Consider the following 18841-nt stretch of genomic DNA (forward strand, 5'->3'; position numbering starts at 1 on the left):
TTTTTATATCTTTCAAACCTCCAAGATTCTTGGAGGTTTTGTTTTTTAAATTCAAAAAATATGTGGAAAAGTCATCCTAAGGCACTGCCTTACTTGTTTTTATCGGAAATGTGGGAACGCTTCGGATATTATTTAATGATTGGAATTTTTACTCTATACCTGAAAGATGTAGAAGCCGGTTATGCCATGACCGAAAAAGAAGCGTCCGATTTATACGGAACCTTCATTGCTTTGGTGTTCTTAACACCGTTCATAGGCGGTTTGATAGCCGACCGGTATTTCGGATATAAAAAATCAATCATTATCGGCGGAATCATGATGGGCGCGGGGTATATGATGATGGGGATTCACGATATCAGGATGCTTTATGTAGCCATGACCTTAGTCATTATAGGGAATGGATTCTTCAAGCCCAATATCTCAACCTTGCTGGGGAATTTCTACAATGACGAACAATACAAAGACAAGAAAGACGAGGGCTACAATATTTTCTACATGGGAATCAATGTCGGGGCTTTCATCTGTAACTTCTTCGGTGCCGCCTTCAAAATCTTATTTGGTTGGAAATATGCCTTCATGGCGGCCGGAGTCGGAATGTTTATTGGCGTAGTCGTCTTTTTATTGGGTACGAAGCACTACGGCGATAAAACCGAAAAGAAAGGGGTACAACCCGGCGACATGCCTTTTTACAAAATAGTGCTTTTTATTTTATTACCGTCGGTTGTTTTCGGGATCATCGGATGGTTGCTTAAAGGTGTACAATCGGATGCCAATCCGGATTGCGCCATCTTCGGTTCGGATAGTACCGATGCCTTTATTTTTGCATGTCTCCCTGTGATTTTCTTTTACGGAAGCTTGTATTTTAAGGCTAAAACCGAAGACAAAAGACCTATTGGAGCTTTGTTGGCGATATTCGGTGTAGTAATTTTATTTTGGGCAGTTTTCAAACTCAACGGTTCGGCATTAAACAACTGGGGCGATAAGTACACCGACAGAGAGTTGACCGGAACCGCGCAACAAATAGGCTCTAAGCTGATTTTGGTCGATACCTTAACCTATAAAAAAGACTCTGTGGCTTTGTATGATGAGGCTTTTCGCATTCAGAAAGAAGACGGGAAAGTGGTTAAAACAGTCGATTATCCTTTGTATTTCAGAAATGTACATCAGGAAAAATTACCCGAAGAAGGCAGTAAAGTCTTTACGTGGTCGGCCAATTTGAGTCAATCGATTAATCCGGGATGGGTCATTATTTTGACACCTTTGGTGGTGGCTTTTTTTACCTATTTACGAAGCCGGAGAAAGGAACCGAGTACACCTACCAAAATTGCTTTCGGGTTATTAATTTCAGCCCTTTCCGTTCTGGTCATGGTCGCCGCTGTTCACATAGGGAACAACGGTTCCGAAAAAGTTTCGGTTTGGTGGTTGGTCGCCAATTATGGTGTAATCACTATTGGTGAATTGTTTTTGAGTCCTATGGGATTGTCAGTGGTGTCGAAACTTTCGCCTAAAAATATTACTTCACTAATGATGGGCGGATGGTTTTTATCGACATCTATTGGGAATAAAATGTCGGGTGTCTTGGCCAGTTTATGGGATACCTATGACAACAAAGCCAACTTCTTTTGGGTAAACTTTGTATTGCTGATGTTTGCCACCTTATTGATGTTTGCTTTGCTGAAACAATTGAATAAAGTCATGAAAGAAAAAGGAATAAATTAAGTATGGAGAAAAATCAAACGTTAGAACAAATCAGAAATTTTAAAGGAGCGTATCCGAAACAGCTTTGGTATTTATTTTTCTCCGAAATGTGGGAACGTTTCAGTTTCTACGGCATGCGTGGAATGTTAGTCGTTTTTATGGTTTCTCAGTTGGGAATGGACGACAAAACCTCACAACTCCAATATGGTGCTACGCAAGCTTGGGTGTATGCCTTTACCTTTATCGGAGGTTTATTTGCCGATAAAATTTTAGGATTTCGTAAATCTCTTTTTTGGGGTGGTTTATTGATGATAGTCGGGAGTGTTATTTTGGCTGTCGATCCTAAGAATTTCTTTTTCTTAGGAATTAGTTTTACCATTGTGGGTACCGGGTTTTTCAAGCCGAATATTTCTTCTATAGTAGGACAATTGTATCACGATGGGGATGTGCGTCGCGATGCCGGATTCTCTCTTTTTTATGCGGGAGTGAATTTAGGGGCTTTGATAGGCGGTTACATTTGTATTGCGGTCGCCAATGGTAATTTATGGTCATCGTTTGTGCCCGAAAATCTCCGTTGGAATTATGCTTTTGGATTTGCTTCCATAGTCATGATTGTGAGTTTGCTGACGTTTACCCAAACCCAAAAAAGTTTGGGAGAAATTGGTTTGTCGCCTTTGGCAGCGCTTCAGGCCAATAAGAGAAAAACACTCGAGCTTGTCACTTATATAGGTTCTTTGGCTTTGGTGCCACTCATTATTTTAATGGTCGCCAATACCAAATATACCGATTATTTTATGATGGTAATTGGACCGGCTTCGATAGTGTATTTGTTTATTGAAATGCGCAATTTTTCGGTCGCAGAAAACAAAAAGTTATTAGCGGCTTTGGTTTTTATTATTTTCTCCATTTTCTTTTGGGCCTTTTTTGAACAAAGCGGCGGGTCATTGAGCTTGTTTGCACTGAATAATTTAGATAATAAATTAATCGGAATTGAGTTAGATCCCAATGGAGTCAATAATTCGGCCAACTCTTTGTTTGTAATTATTTTTGCCGCTTTAGTAGGTATTGTTTGGGTTTGGATGGCCAAAAGAAAGATTGAACCCAATACCGTAGTGAAATTCGGATTGGGATTCTTGTTTTTGGCCGGAGGGTTTTGGGTATTTTATTACACCAAATTCTTTGCCGGTCCTGACGGCAAAACTTCATTGGATTTGTTTACGCTCGGATGGTTTGTAATTACGTTCGGCGAATTGTGCTTGTCGCCTATCGGGATGAGTGCTATGACCAAGTTATCGCCTCAAAGGACCCAAGCGGTTATTATGGGGATGTGGTTTTTGGCCAGTGCATACGGACAGTATTTTGCCGGATTATTGGGGGCAAATATAGCCGAAGCTTCTGAAAATGCGACTAATCTGGAAAAACTGAACACCTATGCCGATGGGTATCAGCAATTGGCCGTTTATGCCTTAATAGCCGGTGTGTTGCTTATTGTAATTTCTCCTTTGGTCAAAAAATTGATGCAGGATGTAAAATAGCCGACATTAGTTGGTATTATTTTTGTATATATTTGTAAAAAAATAAATAACACATGAAAAAATTTGCACTTACATTGTTCCTTGTTTTGGGTTCATTAACGATACAGGCACAAGAGTTAAAATGGGAAACCGACATCAATAAAGCGATGGAGATTTCCAAAAAATCAAAAAAACCTTTAATGCTGTTCTTCACCGGAAGTGACTGGTGCGGATGGTGTATTCGTCTTCAAAAAGAAGTTTTAAAAACACCTGAGTTTGCTAAATGGGCCAATAAAAATGTGGTTTTGGTAGAGCTTGATTTTCCAAGAAGATCACCACAACAGCCGGAACTCCAAAAACAAAATCAGGAATTGCAACAAATATTCGGAATCCAAGGATTTCCGACGGTTTGGTTTGCCAAAGCTTCCAAGAAAGACGGTAAAATTAATTTTGAACAGTTAGGCAGTACCGGATATGTAGCCGGTGGTCCGGCAGCTTGGTTATCGGGTGCGGATAAGATTTTAGCTAAAGATAAAAAGTCGTAACGCAACTTTTTAAAATTTATAAAATCCCTTTTCACAAGTAGCATGAAAAGGGATTTTTTCTTGGTTACAGGTCGCTTGCCATAGTTTTATGTAGCTCTTATAGTTGGTGCCGTCGGCAACAATTTGTTTTGGTTTACACGTTTGAATCAAGCGCTCTAAGTTGAGTTTAGGAGAATGGGTAAGAATAACTATGTCAGGTTTAATTTTATCTGAAAGCAAGGCCAAGCTGTCTATCAATAGTATTTTTTGATGCTTCAAATACAAGACATTCTGGGATTGCTTTCGCTCTTTAATGACACAAAAGTTCGCGGTAATATAATTTTGAAACATTGTATTTGCTTTAAACGAGCTCCAATTTTCTGCATTGCAATACAAGGTGACCGAATTCTGTTTCCGATGCGACAATAGGCTGGCTTCTTTGCTGTTAAAAACAATCACCTCTTCTTCAGTTCTGATTTTTTTTATTCCTACATACAATAGTTCAAAACAAATGAAGGCCAACAGTAGTAATGCGAATCGTTTAAAATTCGGATTGTTGTACCATAAAATGAATAGGATTATCATGAGATATGAGAGCAGCATCATGGAGGTGTTGAATGATATGTTTTGAATAACAAAAGCTTCCATTGAGGCTACTTTGTGAATGATGTAATTTTGCCAAGCAATCAAAAGCGACTCGATTTCAACGATAAATAAGGGTACTTTTCCGAAACACGCGATAACCACCGCAATCAAACCTACAGTCATAACAACACCTAATAAAGGAAGAATTACAATGTTAGTAACCAAAAATAAGCCGGGAAACTGATGGAAATAGTACAAACTCAACGGTAATGTTCCTACTTGTGCAGCGACAGAGACCGTCACAATATCCCAAAAATAGATCATTATTTTGTGTTTAGTTTGCCAAGTCGCTTTTAGTTCGGGTTGCCACCACAAGATAAAGAACAGAGCCAGATAACTCAATTGGAACCCAATATCGAATAGAAAATACGGATTCCACAGTAAAATGAGAAATACAGAGACCAATAAGGTATAAAAAGGATTGATGCTTCTTTTGAGATGGTGACCGATGGCCACAAACGAAAACATCACAACCGAACGAACTATGGATGGAGCTAATCCGGCCAGTATACCATAACTCCATAAGATCATCAGTATCAAAATCAGTTTGATGAGTTTGTTGCGATGGGTATTTGGAATCGGCTTAAGTAAAAAAGTAACCAGCAGCATCAAAAAGCCCACATGCAAACCTGACACCGATAAAATATGAACCGCACCGGCCAATTGATAATCTTGTAAAACTTCCGGGTCAATGTCTTGTTGTTGTCCTAACAACAGAGCCGCCACAATGGCTAATTCGTTTTTTTGGAATTGTGACCGCTCTAAATTCCGGATGATTTTTGTCCTGAAATTAGCAAAATGAGTCCACACACTCGATTCTATACCGGTAATATTCAATTTTTTATCCTCGTTGAGGTATAACCGGCCATAGATTTGCTGGTTTTCTAAATACTTGCCATAATCGAACTGATTGGGATTCAACGGTTTTTTGTTTCGGATTATAGTGCCTGTTGCTTCTGCAATGGAACCCATCGGAATTTCTTTTACGGGATTCGATTTGGGAATGGAAAGAATTATTTTTCCGAAACAGGGCAACTGATTCAGCGCTTTTATTTCGGCTACATATCTAACATTTTTGGGTGTACTTTTTAGTTTTTCGGTTACCCTTAAAGTAATTGAATACGCAACATTTTCTTCAATAAAATGGATGAAATGGGTCGATTTTAAACACTCTTTGTTGGTTGTTGTAGTTGATACTCCGAGTAAAAAGGAAAGTGTTAAAGCAACACATCCGAAAAGCCACTTAAAAATGATTTTCTTTTTGATAAAAAAGTGAAATAGAATCAAAAAAAACAAGAGAAAACCTGAAAGACTATTAACTGAGTTCGCCTCCGGTTGAAACTTTTGATAAAAAAGAATCCCGAAAATAAAACAAAGAGTGACTTTGGTCAATGGAAATTGTAAGATTTTCATGTAACTAAATTACATGAGAAACTTTACTTATGCAAGAAAATTACTGTAAAACTCTATTTATTTGTACGAAAGTCCTGTTATAATAAGGCTCTTTCGTAGAAGAAATAATCACGCCGCTTTGGGTAGAAGAATGAATAAATTTGACTTCATCATTACTCACTTCTACTACCATGCCCACATGATTGATGCGGCGCTGGCCTCGGTTAATAAAGAAAATCAAATCGCCTTTTTTGGCATCCGACAAATCAATTTTAGTCCCGATAGTCGCCATTTCATGGGAAGAACGCGGTAAAGTGATGTCAAATTTTTTAAAGGTTGAATAGATTAATCCTGAGCAATCAAAGCCTGCTTTAGTGGTTCCGCCACCGCGGTAACCCACCCCTAAATTCTCGGAAGCGCTGTTGATGAGCTGTTTGACTAAGTAACTTGCATCCTCGTCATCAATAATAATGTCGGATTCATTTTGATTGTTGAGTCCAGTTCTTTTAGCAGTATTAGAGGGGTTGTGAGAAGGCTTCAGGGCGACTTCCCTGACTTGATTTTTTTTTCTCTTTTCCGTATTCCTAATCTCGGTAGTTGCTACTGCTTTCGGCTCGGTATACATGCCTTTTTTTACTGCTGTATCTTTGGATGTCACTATAGAGGAAGTGGGTTTACAAGCTGTAAAAGCAATGAGAATAAGTGTTATGAATACGAGTTTTTTCAATCCAATAATTTTTTTACAAAAATAATAATTCGAAACGCTTACTAAAACTAACGAATGTCATTTATGATAAATTTAGCAGTTTTTTCGCTGGCACCAACGCCTCCTAATTTGATTTCCAATTGGTTGTATTTTTCTAAAAGAAGAGCTTTGTGTTGCGGATCCAATAGCTTTTGAAGTTCTTTTTTCAAATTTTTACGATTGAACTGATCCTGAATTAATTCGGTGACCACGGCTTCATCCATAATTAAATTTACTAAAGAAATGTACTTCAGCGTGATAATTCTTTTGGCAATTTGGTACGATACCCAACTGCCCTTATAACACACCACTTCGGGCACTTTAAAAAGAGCGGTTTCTAAGGTAGCCGTTCCCGATGTTACTAATGCCGCTTGCGCAATACTCAACAAATCATAGGTTTTGTTGGCTACGAATTTTACATTTTTATTGGTTAGGAATTGTTCGTAAAAATGAAAGTCCTGACTCGGGGCGCCGGCAATCACAAACTGATAGTCGGTAAAATCGTCGGCAATACTCAACATTACCCCTAACATTTTGGCAATTTCTTGTTTGCGACTGCCCGGGAGTAATGCAATAATCGGTCGATTATCTAAATGATTGGCGGCTCGAAACGATACATCATTCGTTTGAGGGCGATTGTGGATGGCATCAATCAGCGGATGCCCAACAAATTCCACCGGGAAATGATGTTTTTTTTCAAAGAAATCTTTCTCAAACGGCAGAATCACAAACAACTTGTCAAAGTCTCTTTTAACGGCTTTGATGCGATTTTCTTTCCAAGCCCAAATTTGAGGCGCAATGTAATAGTGTGTTTTGATGCCACGTGATTTGGCCCACTTAGCGATACGCATGTTAAACCCCGGATAATCAATAAAAATAATCACATCGGGTTTAAAGTGTTCGATATCGGCTTTGCAAAACTTGATATTATCAAGAATGGTTTTTAAATTCATCACCACTTCGGCAAAGCCCATAAACGCCAAGTCGCGATAGTGTTTAACCAGCGTTCCTCCTATACTTTGCATCAAGTCGCCTCCCCAAAAGCGAATTTCGGCAGCTGCGTCTTCTTTGTAAATCGCTTTCATCAGATTGGATCCGTGTAAATCGCCCGAGGCTTCGCCGGCTATAATGTAGTACTTCATGCTGTATGCTTTATAAATCCCAAGAATTTAACTGTTGTATGGCGTGGTATGCGGTTAAGTCAAATTGTACGGGAACAATAGAGACATAACCATTTTGCAAGGCCCATTCATCAGTATCTTCGCCTTTGTCCTGATTGACAAACTCTCCGGTCAACCAATAATAATCTTTGCCGTAGGGTGTTTGCCTTTTGTCAAATTTTTCCATCCAAATGGCTTTGGCTTGACGACAAATTTTGATGCCTTTAATGGCTTCTTGAGGTAGTTTAGGGAAATTTACATTCAAGATAGTGCCTTCGGGCAATTTTTCAGTCAAAACTTTTTGGGCAATTTTTTGTACGAAGGGTTTTACAGCCTCAAAATCGGCTTCCCATGTGTAATCTAACAAGGAAAATCCGATCGCGGGAATTCCCTCAATTCCGGCCTCAACAGCAGCGCTCATGGTTCCCGAGTAAATTACATTGATCGACGAATTTGAACCGTGATTGATGCCCGATACACATAAGTCGGGTTTCTTTTTTAAAATTTCGTTAACGGCTAACTTAACACAGTCCACCGGTGTTCCGGAACAAGCGTACTCCACTACATTTGCGTTTTCGGGCGAAATCTTATTCAAGTACAAAGTGCTGTTGATTGTAATAGCATGCCCCATGGCGCTCTGCGGGCTGTCAGGAGCCACCACGATAACATCCCCTAACGTTGTCATAACTTCAATAAGCGCGCGGATTCCCGGAGCATTGATGCCATCATCATTGGTTACTAAAATGGTCGGTTTTGGATTCATATTTATGGTAAATACTGTAACAGAACACGCTTTCGAGGCGTCTTATGCTATCAGCAAAATTAACCATTTTAAACCTTTGAAGCCATACAAATTTTTATAACTTTGAAGCAATCGGTGTTTTCAGAAATAATCCGAATTGTTTTTTAACAAAAATTTATCTCGTGCGGAAATTCTTGGCATGGTTTTTTGTTTAATTTAGAGTAAAAAATTAATGAATATTATAATGCAGTTTATGAAGAGAAATTATAAAATACTGCTGGTAGTTTTAACACTGTCGGTAGCCTTGTTGGGTTTTAGTTTGTTTCCAAACAAGAAGGAATCCGATCCTGAAAAGGACAAATTGCTGATAGAGTTACTGACTTTTGTTATCGAGAAAGGCCATTACAATCCGGCCGAAATTGATGATAATTTTTCCAAAGGGGTTTATAAAGATTATCTGAATGCTTTAGATCCTTCTAAGCGTTTCTTTTTGCAATCGGACATTGACGAGTTTTCTAAATATGAAACCCAAATTGATGATCAAATTTTGAATAAAGATTTGACTTTTTTTGAGTTGACATATACCCGTTTAATGAAACGTATGGAGGAAAGCAAAGCCTACTACAAAGAGGCTTTGGCTGCTCCGTTTGATTTCAAAAAAGACGAGTCATTCAATACTGATTATGAACATTTGCCGTATTGCAAATCGGTTAAGGATTTAAAAGAGAGATGGCGTTTACAAGTCAAGTTGTCAGCCTTATCCACTTTGGTTGAGAAACAAAAATTGGAAGAAGACAAAGCCAAGAATAAAGAAGAAGCGGCCAAATCGACTCCGAAAACTTTTGAACAGTTGGAGAAAGAAGCTCGTGAAAGCACTTTAAATTCTTTGAATGATAATTTTAGTTTTATTAAAGATCTAGACCGTGAAGATTGGTTTTCAGTGTATGTTAATGCCATAGCGTCCCGTTTTGATCCGCATACTTCCTATTTTGCGCCAAATGAAAAGGAGCGTTTTGATTTAAGTATGAGCGGAAAATTGGAAGGAATTGGTGCTCGTTTGCAAAAGAAAAACGACTTTACCGAAATTTCAGAATTAATATCCGGCGGTCCTGCTTGGAGAGGAAAACAACTGGAAACCGGCGATGTTATTTTGAAAGTAGCCCAAGGCAATGCCGAGCCTGTAGATGTAGTAGGCATGCGTTTGGATGATGTGGTGAAAAAAATTAAAGGCCCAAAAGGCACTGAAGTTCGTTTGACCGTCAAAAAACAAGACGGAACCATCAAAGTTATTACCATCATTCGCGATGAAGTGGAAATCGAAGAAACCTATGTGAAATCGAGTGTGGTAGAAAAAGACGGGTTTAAATACGGGGTGATTTATTTGCCGAAATTTTACATCGATTTTGAAGACCAAAACAGCCGCGACGCCGGAAAAGATGTCGCTATTGAAGTTGAAAGATTGAAAAAAGAAGGCGTCCAAGGAATTGTTATGGATGTTAGAGATAACGGGGGCGGATCCTTGAAAACCGTGGTTGATATTGCCGGATTATTTATTGACCAAGGACCAATTGTACAAATTAAATCGGCTGCCGGTAAGAAAGAAGTATTGTACGATCGCGATGCCAAAGTACAATGGGACGGACCATTAGTTGTAATGATTAATGAATTTTCGGCTTCGGCGTCTGAGATTTTAGCTGCAGCCATCCAAGATTACAAACGGGGCGTGGTTATCGGCAGTAAGCAGTCGTACGGAAAAGGAACGGTACAAAATGTAATAGACCTGAACCAATTTGTACGTGGGAATACGTTTGGGGATTTAGGGGCGTTAAAAACAACCACCCAAAAATTCTATCGAATTAATGGGGGGTCTACCCAGTTAGAAGGCGTGAAGAGCGACATCGCTATTCCGGACAAATATTCATACCTCAAAATGGGAGAACGCGACATTGATAACGCCATGCCGTGGGATAAAATCGATCCGGCCGATTACAAAATTTGGGACAAACAAAACAACTTCGATTTGACCATCAATAAGAGCAGAGCGCGTATGCAAAACAATCCACAACTGCAGTTAATTGACGATAATGCGAAATGGCTGGATGAGAGAAATAAAGAAAACGTGTACAGTTTGAATATTGATAAGTTCAAAGCGGAACAAAAGGCCTTGGAGGAAAAGAATAAGAAATACAAACCCATTGCCGATTATAAGAATGCTTTTGAATTCAAATCGTTGCCGTACGAAGAAGAAACTATGAAAAAAGACCCGGTACTCAAAGAAAAAAGAGACCGATGGCACGAAAGTTTATCCAAAGATATATACATTGAAGAAGCCATTCATATCTTAAACGATTTACAATCGGAAAACGATAAAGGATTATCCAACAAAGTGAAAAAAGACAAAGTGGTAATTAAATCCTAACCCATTAAAAAAGCCTCCAAATTTGGAGGCTTTTTTTTAATTTCTGAGTTTATTCACTTTCTTTTCAGATTTATCAATATCTTGTTGAAGTTCCCTGATTTTAATTTCCTGTTTGCTGATTTTGATATTCTCTTTTTCAATTTCAATATCGGTTAACTTTCCTTTTCGTTTGTTTTTCTCGAGTTTGGATTTCATCTTTTCCAAATCCTCTTTGGCATCGTTGAGTTTTTCTTTTTGCCTGATGAGTGATTTTTCGGCAGAAGCGATTCGCTTTTGTTCTTTTTCAAAACGCTTTTGTTCTTTTTCCAACGCCCGTTGCTCTTTGGCTAGTTTTTCAGCTAGTTTTTCGGCTTCCGCTTTCATTTTTTCGGCTTCCTGTTGCTTTTGCAATGCATCTTTTTGTAATGCTTCCATTTGCGAGGCGGTGAGTACTTCAGCCGGCTTTGTTTTCTCTGCCGTTTCAATAATGACTTGCTTTAAAGCAACAGAGTCGATTTTAACAGCTGCTGAGTCTTGAACGGTTTGAGCTGAAAGAGTGACTAATCCGAAAAAAGGTAAAAGGAATAGGGTACATTTTGTTTTCATGGTTTGAAAGTATTGGTGCAATACTCAAAGTTACAAAAACCATTTCTAAGTGTTACCACTCATTCACTTTATTAGCATCCATTTTTAGGAAGATAAACAGTAAAATGGTAAAACCCCATAAACCCGAACCACCATAAGAAAAGAAAGGCAGCGGTACGCCAATTGTAGGGAAGATGCCCACTACCATGGCAATATTAACGAAGAAATGAATAAACAAAATACCTGCAACACAATACCCGTAAACCCTACTAAACTTGGTCTTTTGCCGTTCGGCCAGGTAGATAATACGAATAATGAGAAGCACAAAAAGAGCTATCACAAACAAAGAACCCACAAATCCCCATTCTTCGCCAACGGTGGTAAAAATATAATCGGTGTGTTGTTCGGGTACAAATCCGCCTTTGGTTTGTGTGCCCTCCAAATAGCCTTTTCCGAACCAACCGCCCGAGCCAATGGCAATTTCCGATTGGTTGGTGTTGTATCCGATTCCTTTCATATCAACTTCTTTTCCTAAAAGAATATTGAAACGATCGCGGTGGTGTTGTTTGAATACATTTTCAAATACATAATCGACCGAGAATACAAATCCGCCGATGAGTAGAAACACAATGGTGCTTAAAATCCAGTTGCGGTTAATAATCCGACTTCGGTAATACACAAAAATAATCACGGCTAAAGCTACCCCCGTTAGTACTAAGGGTTTAATCATCAAAGCCAAAACAAACAGCACCAGGGCGATAAAACCGGTCCAAACATACCATGACGGCAATCCTTCACGATACAATACTAAAATAAAGACCCCATAAATTAGAGCACTTCCGGGATCATGAGGTACAATGAGTAAAATGGGAATGGCCAATATACCCAAGGCCTGTATTTGCCGGTTGGTGTCTTTTAAATTGACCTGAACATCGCTAAGATATTTGGCCAAAGCCAAAGAGGTTGCTGTTTTTACAAATTCTGATGGTTGTAAACCGAAGGAGCCGAAAGAATACCAGTTGGCTTGTCCTTTAACGGTTTTTCCGAAAACAAATAAACCGGCTAATGAAAGCAAACCTACGATATAAATGACACTCGAAAATTTTTCATAGAATTTGCCGTCCACAGATAACACTATGAATATCAAAGGAATTGAGAGAATAATAAATAAAAACTGTTTGCCGTAAATCTGAGTGAAATCAAAAATCGAAGTCTGATCTTCAACCGATGATAATGAAGATGAATAAATATTCAGCCATCCTAATATCACTAAAATGATATAGATGAAAACACTCATCCAGTCGAGATTGTTGGTTACACTTTGGTTTTTCATATCCTCCGAAATTAGTTTCCGGTACTGTCTTTAGCTTTAGAATCTTTCGTTTTAATCGCTTCTTTAGAAACCAATTTTACCGGTTTTTTAGCCATTTGATTGATCAACGTATCTTTCACCGGATTAGGAATATACTTGTTGTATTCGGCCTCTAAGCTTCCCTCTAGCATGCGTTTTTCAAGATCTTTACGGGTAATTTTTCGTTTAATGTATTTTTCAATCATTAAACTGGTAATCGGTCCGGCCCAACGTGCACCCCAATAACCGTTTTCTACAAAAACCGCAATGGCAATTTTCGGATTGTCTTTAGGAGCGAAAGCCACAAAAATGGAGTGATCTTGCAATTTTACGCGTTTTCCGTTGATTTTAGCAAAGTTCTCAGCGGTACCTGTTTTTCCGCAAATATCAATCCCTTCCACGTTGAGTCCGTGCGCAGTACCAAAATTATATACGTCAAACAAACCACTAATCACCGGGTCAAAATACTTTGGATTAACGGTGGTTACATGTTTGGTACGGAACTTTTTATCGATAGTGCCGCCTTTAATTTTTTTAATGATATGGGGTGTATAATAAAAGCCTCTGTTAGCCACAGTGGCAATCATATTGGCTAATTGTATTGGTGTCATCAGTACTTCACCTTGTCCGATGGCATTGGAAACGATAGTTTTACTCGACCAGCCCCAACCCGGATACATTCTTTTATACGTTTTAGAAGTGGGAATTTTTCCTCTTCTCCCGGTTGGCAAATCATAGCCCATAAATTCACCCAAACCAAAACTTTTCAGGTGGTTACTCCAAACATCAACGCCTCGCGGCGGATTGTTGAACTTGTCGATGATTCGCATATAAGACGAAGAAAAATAGGTGTTACACGATTCGTAGATGCCTCGGTGTAATTGTAACAAACCGCCATGACAGTGACAGCGCATAAAGCGACCCGGTGCGTAACTGAAACCATGACTACAAGAGAATCCGGTGTTTTCATCGATGACACCTTCTTGTAACGCCACCAAGCCGGTTAAAATTTTGAATGGAGAACCCGGCGTGTATTCGGCTAACAAACCTCTGTCATATAATGGTTTGGCGATAGAGTCATTGTAAAGCATCGTGTAGTTTTTAGACCGTTGTCTTCCCACCAAGATGGCCGGATCGTAGGATGGAGCCGTTACCAAAGCTAAAATTTCGCCGGTTTTGGGTTCAATGGCCACAATTCCGCCACGCTTGTTAATCATCAATTCCTCGCCGTATTTTTGCAATTCGGCATCAATGGTTAGGTTGATGTCTTTTCCTTGAACTGCAATCGTATCAAATCGGCCTTCTTTGTACGAACCAATATCTCTGTTGTATTTGTCTTTTTGAATGTATTTTACACCTTTAATACCGCGTAAGATCTCTTCATAACTTTCTTCAACACCTTGTTTTCCGATCAAATCACCCGAGTTGTAGTATTTGTTTTTGTTGATGATGTTTTCATTCACTTGGGTAATAAAACCGAATATATTGGCGCCGTAATTTACCTGATAATCCCGAAGTGATCTTTTTTGGATGTAAAAGCCATTGAAATTTCGTTGTACCTCCTGAAAGGCCGCATACTCTTTTTTGTTGAGCTGTGCCAAAAACACAGAAGGTAATCTCGGACTGTAAACCCGGGCTTTTTCAATTTTTTTCAAAAAATCTTCCTTGGTAATATTCAGCAAACTGCAAAACGCTGTAGTATCAATATTCTTAACGTCTTTGGGGATTACCATAATGTCATACGACGGTTGATTGGCGACCAAAAGTTTACCGTAACGGTCGTATATATAGCCTCGTTCCGGATAATCGTACTTAATTTTTATCGCATTATTATCCGATTTAAGTTTTAAAGAATCATCTATCACCTGTAAATAAAACAAACGCATTACCAATAAAATAGTAACCACGAAAATGATGGTAGGCAACAAAACTTTTCTCATCGTTTGCTGGGCTTAATAATGTAAATGATGATAATACAAGTAATCAGCGTAAAAATGGTGCTTAAGAGTGTTCGCAGCAAGATATCCCAAAGGAAACTTAGCTTAAATACTTCCAGTAAAAATAATATACTGTGGTGCAAAACAACAGCAATCAAAATGAATGAAAAACGTTCGGGAGTTAAGGAATCATTCAGTTTCACCGTTTGGTATTCGTAACTTAATCCAAAAGAAAATTTAAAAATGGCGGGTCTGTAATAAGCTAAAATGATACAGGAAGCTGCATGCACACCACCGGAATTACAGAACATATCCATCAATAATCCCAAAAAGAAACTGGACAGTAATAATCCGGTTTTGTTTCCGTTTACCGGAAATAAAATGATGAATAGGATGTAAGGAAACGGATTGATGAATCCAAAAAGTTCAATCCGGTTGAATATCAATATTTGCGCAGCCAGCAGCAAGATGAATCGGGCAATATTTCCAATTACATTACTGTTCATCTTTTTTGGATTGTTTTTCTAAGTTTAAAATCTCTTCTGCGTCCTTATTCTTAAGGACATATACATGTCCTAAATTCGTCATATCATTAAACAATCGGATATTCAGCGTATAATAATTAGTTTCTTCTTCGGTGTATACATTTTCAATGGTACCGATGCCAATATTAGGCGGGAAAATAACCGATTGGTCTCCGGTCACTATGGTATCGCCTTTGCGAACCGAGGCCAGTCTCGGCACATCGATCAATTGTACAAAACCGGTACTTTTCCCGTTCCAAATCAATGAACCGAAATGATTAGACTTTTTGATTTTGGCATTGATTTGCGATTTTACATTCAGGATGCTGATCACAGTAGCATAATTTTTGGATGTCTTGTCAACAATACCCACTATACCGGCGCTGTTAATTACGCCCATATTCGGTTTAATTCCCGAAGACGAACCGTTGTTAATAGTCAGGTAGTTTTCAAAAACGCTGTACGAGTTATGAATTACCTTCGATACAATAATGTCGGTTTTTTTAACCCCTTTGATGGTATCTATTTCCGGTAACTTGGTAGTGTCTTTTAAATTAAAAAGCAATGATTTTAATCGGGCATTTTCTTTGGCTAATTCTTCGTTTTGAGCGCGCAAGCCAAAATATTCGTTGATATTGTTCACCTTCTCGTAGATGCCGCCGGTAAAGAAATTAGCCGAACTAATCACTTTGCTCTTGTGGTAGGAATGGGATTGAATAGTAAGCGATAACGATACGACTAAAAGCAGCAAAAACAGTAAGCGATTACTGTTTTTTAGTATAAAATTAAAAATTTGCTGCATCTTTTTTTAGTGTTCAGTGTTCAGTATTTGAGTTCGGTTTGTTGAAAACAACACCCTGTTATTTGATAAGGATGCTTCTGAATTTCGGGATGTTTTTAAGCGCCATACCGGTACCGCGAACAACAGCTCTCAACGGATCTTCGGCAATATATACCGGTAAATCCGTTTTTTGAGAAATACGCTTGTCCAAACCTCTTAACATCGAACCACCACCGGCTAAATAAATACCGGTGTTGTAAATATCCGCTGCTAATTCCGGCGGTGTTTGCGATAACGTTTCCATGATCGCATCTTCAATACGTTGGATGGATTTGTCTAAGGCTTTGGCAATTTCTCGGTAAGACACTTCTACTTGTTTCGGTTTTCCGGTCAACAAGTCACGCCCTTGAACCGACATGTCATCCGGTGGTGTTTCCAAGTCATCGGTAGCAGCACCAATCGTAATTTTGATTTTCTCTGCAGTGCTTTCGCCCACAAATAAATTATGTTGGGTTCTCATGTAATACACGATGTCGTTGGTGAAAACGTCACCGGCAATTTTAACCGATTTGTCACACACAATTCCACCTAAAGCGATAACTGCAATTTCGGTAGTACCACCACCGATATCCACAATCATGTTTCCTTTAGGTTGCATAATATCGATACCGATACCAATAGCCGCAGCCATCGGTTCGTGAATCAAATACACTTCTTTTCCGTTAACGCGTTCACAACTTTCCTTTACCGCACGCATCTCTACTTCGGTAATTCCGGAGGGAATACAAACGACCATGCGCAGGGCAGGAGTAAACATTTTTTTCTTGAGAGCCGGGATGCTTTTAATGAACATACTGATCATTTTTTCAGAGGCATCAAAGTCGGCAATAACACCATCTTTTAACGGACGAATAGTTTTGATATTTTCATGGGTTTTTCCCTGCATCATGTTCGCTTCTTTACCAACGGCAATGATTTTTCCTGATATTCGATCCCGGGCAACAATCGACGGGCTGTCAATTACTACTTTGTCATTGTGAATAATCAGCGTATTCGCCGTACCAAGGTCAATCGCGATGTCCTCAGTCATGAAATCAAAAAATCCCATAAGTCTGTTAAGGGTTTAAAATGTTTATATAAATTTTAACGCACAAAGTTACACAAATTAATGTTTAAAATGACGTGTTCCTGTAAATACCATTGCAACTTTATTTTCGTTGCAAAAATCAATACTCAGCTCGTCTTTTATCGATCCGCCGGGCTGAATTACAGCCGTAATTCCTGCGTTGTGTGCAATTTCCACACAGTCCGGAAACGGGAAAAAAGCATCACTGGCCATTACGGCTCCCTGCAAATCAAACCCAAAACTATGAGCCTTTTCAATAGCCTGTCGTAAGGCATCAACACGTGATGTTTGACCGGTTCCCGATGCCACTAATGTACTGTTTTTTGCCAAAACAATGGTATTCGATTTGGTATTTTTACAAATTTTTGAAGCAAATAACAAATCGGCTGTTTCTTGTTCGGATGGCGCTGTATGAGTCACCACTTTTAAATCGGATTTCGAATCGGTCACGTTGTTGCGGTCCTGTACTAAAAGTCCGTTTAAGCAAGTTCTGACTTGACGTTGCGGTAAAGCCACATCGTGTTGTACTAAGATGATTCGGTTTTTCTTTTCCGATAAAATGGCAATGGCTTTTTCATCGAAATTCGGGGCAATCACCACTTCACAAAACAAACTGTTGATTTCGTGAGCTGTGGCTTCGTCAATCGTGCCGTTTGCAATTAACACACCGCCAAAAGCCGAAGTCGGATCACCGGCCAAAGCGGCCAAATAGGCCTCTTTCATAGTGGTTCTGGTCGCTAAGCCGCAAGCGTTGTTGTGTTTTAAGATGGCAAAGGTTGGGTCGTTATCTTTAAATTCCAAAATCAAATTCACCGCTGCATCCACATCTAATAAGTTGTTGTATGACAATTCTTTGCCGTGTACTTTGGTAAACATTTTGTCGAATTCCCCAAAGAAAAATCCTTTCTGATGCGGGTTTTCACCGTAGCGCAGCACTTGTCCGTTGGCCATACTGACTTTGAAATAGGTGTCATCGGTGTTAAAATAAGTAAAGATAGCGGTATCATAATTCGATGACACATGAAAGGCTCTGGTGGCTAACAATTTTCTTTGATCCAAAGTGGTAGCGCCGTTCTGGGTTGAAATCAAGTCGAGGAGTAGCGCATATTCGTTTACCGAAGCCACGATTACGGTGTCTTTAAAATTTTTAGCGGCTGCTCGGATAAGCGAAATGCCGCCGATATCAATTTTTTCAATAATATCCGCTTCGCTCGCCCCTGAAGCCACGGTTTTTTCAAACGGATACAAATCCACAATAACCAAATCGATTTGCGGGATTTCAAAATCTTTCATTTCCGCTACATCGGAAGCGTTATCTTGGCGATTCAAAATGCCGCCGAAAATTTTCGGATGTAATGTTTTGACACGGCCGCCCAATATAGACGGATACGAAGTGACATCTTCTACCGGAACGACCGGAATGCCCAGGTTGGTAATGAATTCTTCTGTGCCTCCGGTAGAATAAATGGTGACATTTTGTTGGTGCAATTGTCGCACGATAGGCTCTAAGCCGTCTTTGGAAAAGACCGAAATCAAGGCCGATTGGATTGTTTTTGTTGTACTCATGTGTTGTGTTGTGTTAGTCTGCAGACCTTTTAATATAAGGTGACAAAAGTAGTTTTTTTAGCTGCAAAATTCAAGTATGTATTGTAACAATATTTTATTTTTTGACACCTATAGGACATTGTATAAAAATGTGGCGATTTCCATTATTTTTAT

At 39.1% G+C, this 18841-nt stretch carries 15 protein-coding genes; 4 read left to right on the top strand and 11 right to left on the bottom strand.

What is annotated here, in order from left to right; genetic code table 11:
- The first annotated feature begins 60 nt into the window (after positions 1-60).
- From QHT84_RS03795 to QHT84_RS03805, 3 genes are read left to right on the top strand one after another with little or no spacing between them, the layout of a single operon-like run.
- On the top strand, positions 61-1719 hold the full coding sequence (locus tag QHT84_RS03795) for a peptide MFS transporter (RefSeq protein ID WP_283238203.1): 1659 nt from the start codon (positions 61-63) through the stop codon (positions 1717-1719).
- A 2-nt stretch (positions 1720-1721) separates the two neighbouring features.
- A complete protein-coding gene (locus QHT84_RS03800; RefSeq protein ID WP_283238204.1) occupies positions 1722-3233 on the top strand; it encodes a peptide MFS transporter in 1512 nt (503 codons plus the stop codon).
- 53 nt (positions 3234-3286) lie between these two features.
- Entirely contained in the window at positions 3287-3757 is a 471-nt protein-coding gene (locus QHT84_RS03805) for a thioredoxin family protein (protein WP_283238205.1), read from the top strand.
- Between the two features lie 9 nt (positions 3758-3766).
- Here QHT84_RS03805 and QHT84_RS03810 read toward each other — a convergent pair whose 3' ends face one another.
- From QHT84_RS03810 to surE, 4 genes are read right to left on the bottom strand one after another with little or no spacing between them, the layout of a single operon-like run.
- Positions 3767-5794, bottom strand: a complete 2028-nt coding sequence (locus QHT84_RS03810) for a ComEC/Rec2 family competence protein (RefSeq protein ID WP_283238206.1) — start codon at positions 5792-5794, stop codon at positions 3767-3769.
- A gap of 40 nt (positions 5795-5834) precedes the next feature.
- Entirely contained in the window at positions 5835-6500 is a 666-nt protein-coding gene (locus QHT84_RS03815; RefSeq protein ID WP_283238207.1) for a C40 family peptidase, read from the bottom strand.
- Between the two features lie 47 nt (positions 6501-6547).
- Positions 6548-7660: a lipid-A-disaccharide synthase gene (gene lpxB / locus QHT84_RS03820; protein ID WP_283238208.1), complete on the bottom strand. Its 1113-nt coding sequence runs from the start codon at positions 7658-7660 to the stop codon at positions 6548-6550.
- A gap of 10 nt (positions 7661-7670) precedes the next feature.
- Positions 7671-8441, bottom strand: a complete 771-nt coding sequence (gene surE / locus QHT84_RS03825; protein ID WP_283238209.1) for a 5'/3'-nucleotidase SurE — start codon at positions 8439-8441, stop codon at positions 7671-7673.
- A gap of 211 nt (positions 8442-8652) precedes the next feature.
- Here surE and QHT84_RS03830 point away from each other — a divergent pair, with 211 nt between their 5' ends.
- Positions 8653-10839 carry a carboxy terminal-processing peptidase gene (locus QHT84_RS03830; protein ID WP_283238210.1) on the top strand — a complete coding sequence of 729 codons (2187 nt, stop codon included), beginning with the start codon at positions 8653-8655 and terminating at the stop codon, positions 10837-10839.
- A gap of 36 nt (positions 10840-10875) precedes the next feature.
- Here QHT84_RS03830 and QHT84_RS03835 read toward each other — a convergent pair whose 3' ends face one another.
- From QHT84_RS03835 to purH, 7 genes are read right to left on the bottom strand one after another with little or no spacing between them, the layout of a single operon-like run.
- A complete protein-coding gene (locus QHT84_RS03835) occupies positions 10876-11424 on the bottom strand; it encodes a hypothetical protein (protein ID WP_283238211.1) in 549 nt (182 codons plus the stop codon).
- Positions 11425-11476: 52 nt separating this feature from the next.
- On the bottom strand, positions 11477-12736 hold the full coding sequence (rodA, locus tag QHT84_RS03840; RefSeq protein ID WP_283238212.1) for a rod shape-determining protein RodA: 1260 nt from the start codon (positions 12734-12736) through the stop codon (positions 11477-11479).
- 11 nt (positions 12737-12747) lie between these two features.
- Positions 12748-14694, bottom strand: a complete 1947-nt coding sequence (mrdA, locus tag QHT84_RS03845) for a penicillin-binding protein 2 (protein WP_283238213.1) — start codon at positions 14692-14694, stop codon at positions 12748-12750.
- Complete coding sequence (locus QHT84_RS03850; protein ID WP_283238214.1) at positions 14691-15197, bottom strand: rod shape-determining protein MreD; 507 nt, start codon at positions 15195-15197, stop codon at positions 14691-14693. Before QHT84_RS03850 ends, mrdA begins: the two co-directional genes overlap by 4 nt.
- Entirely contained in the window at positions 15187-16017 is an 831-nt protein-coding gene (gene mreC / locus QHT84_RS03855) for a rod shape-determining protein MreC (RefSeq protein ID WP_283238215.1), read from the bottom strand. Before mreC ends, QHT84_RS03850 begins: the two co-directional genes overlap by 11 nt.
- A gap of 58 nt (positions 16018-16075) precedes the next feature.
- Complete coding sequence (locus QHT84_RS03860) at positions 16076-17104, bottom strand: rod shape-determining protein (protein WP_121312631.1); 1029 nt, start codon at positions 17102-17104, stop codon at positions 16076-16078.
- 57 nt (positions 17105-17161) lie between these two features.
- Entirely contained in the window at positions 17162-18688 is a 1527-nt protein-coding gene (purH, locus tag QHT84_RS03865; RefSeq protein WP_283238216.1) for a bifunctional phosphoribosylaminoimidazolecarboxamide formyltransferase/IMP cyclohydrolase, read from the bottom strand.
- Positions 18689-18841 lie beyond the last annotated feature (153 nt).

This window comes from Flavobacterium sedimenticola (assembly GCF_030053345.1).
Lineage (GTDB): Bacteria > Bacteroidota > Bacteroidia > Flavobacteriales > Flavobacteriaceae > Flavobacterium > Flavobacterium sedimenticola.

Bases quoted from the DNA above. Each gene is read 5' to 3' on its own strand.
- QHT84_RS03795 (WP_283238203.1), top strand. From the start codon at position 61: ATGTGGAAAAGTCATCCTAAGGCACTGCCTTACTTGTTTTTATCGGAA.
- QHT84_RS03800 (WP_283238204.1), top strand. From the start codon at position 1,722: ATGGAGAAAAATCAAACGTTAGAACAAATCAGAAATTTTAAAGGAGCG.
- QHT84_RS03805 (WP_283238205.1), top strand. From the start codon at position 3,287: ATGAAAAAATTTGCACTTACATTGTTCCTTGTTTTGGGTTCATTAACG.
- QHT84_RS03810 (WP_283238206.1), bottom strand. From the start codon at position 5,794: ATGAAAATCTTACAATTTCCATTGACCAAAGTCACTCTTTGTTTTATT.
- lpxB (WP_283238208.1), bottom strand. From the start codon at position 7,660: ATGAAGTACTACATTATAGCCGGCGAAGCCTCGGGCGATTTACACGGA.
- surE (WP_283238209.1), bottom strand. From the start codon at position 8,441: ATGAATCCAAAACCGACCATTTTAGTAACCAATGATGATGGCATCAAT.
- QHT84_RS03830 (WP_283238210.1), top strand. From the start codon at position 8,653: ATGAATATTATAATGCAGTTTATGAAGAGAAATTATAAAATACTGCTG.
- QHT84_RS03835 (WP_283238211.1), bottom strand. From the start codon at position 11,424: ATGAAAACAAAATGTACCCTATTCCTTTTACCTTTTTTCGGATTAGTC.
- rodA (WP_283238212.1), bottom strand. From the start codon at position 12,736: ATGAAAAACCAAAGTGTAACCAACAATCTCGACTGGATGAGTGTTTTC.
- mrdA (WP_283238213.1), bottom strand. From the start codon at position 14,694: ATGAGAAAAGTTTTGTTGCCTACCATCATTTTCGTGGTTACTATTTTA.
- QHT84_RS03850 (WP_283238214.1), bottom strand. From the start codon at position 15,197: ATGAACAGTAATGTAATTGGAAATATTGCCCGATTCATCTTGCTGCTG.
- mreC (WP_283238215.1), bottom strand. From the start codon at position 16,017: ATGCAGCAAATTTTTAATTTTATACTAAAAAACAGTAATCGCTTACTG.
- QHT84_RS03860 (WP_121312631.1), bottom strand. From the start codon at position 17,104: ATGGGATTTTTTGATTTCATGACTGAGGACATCGCGATTGACCTTGGT.
- purH (WP_283238216.1), bottom strand. From the start codon at position 18,688: ATGAGTACAACAAAAACAATCCAATCGGCCTTGATTTCGGTCTTTTCC.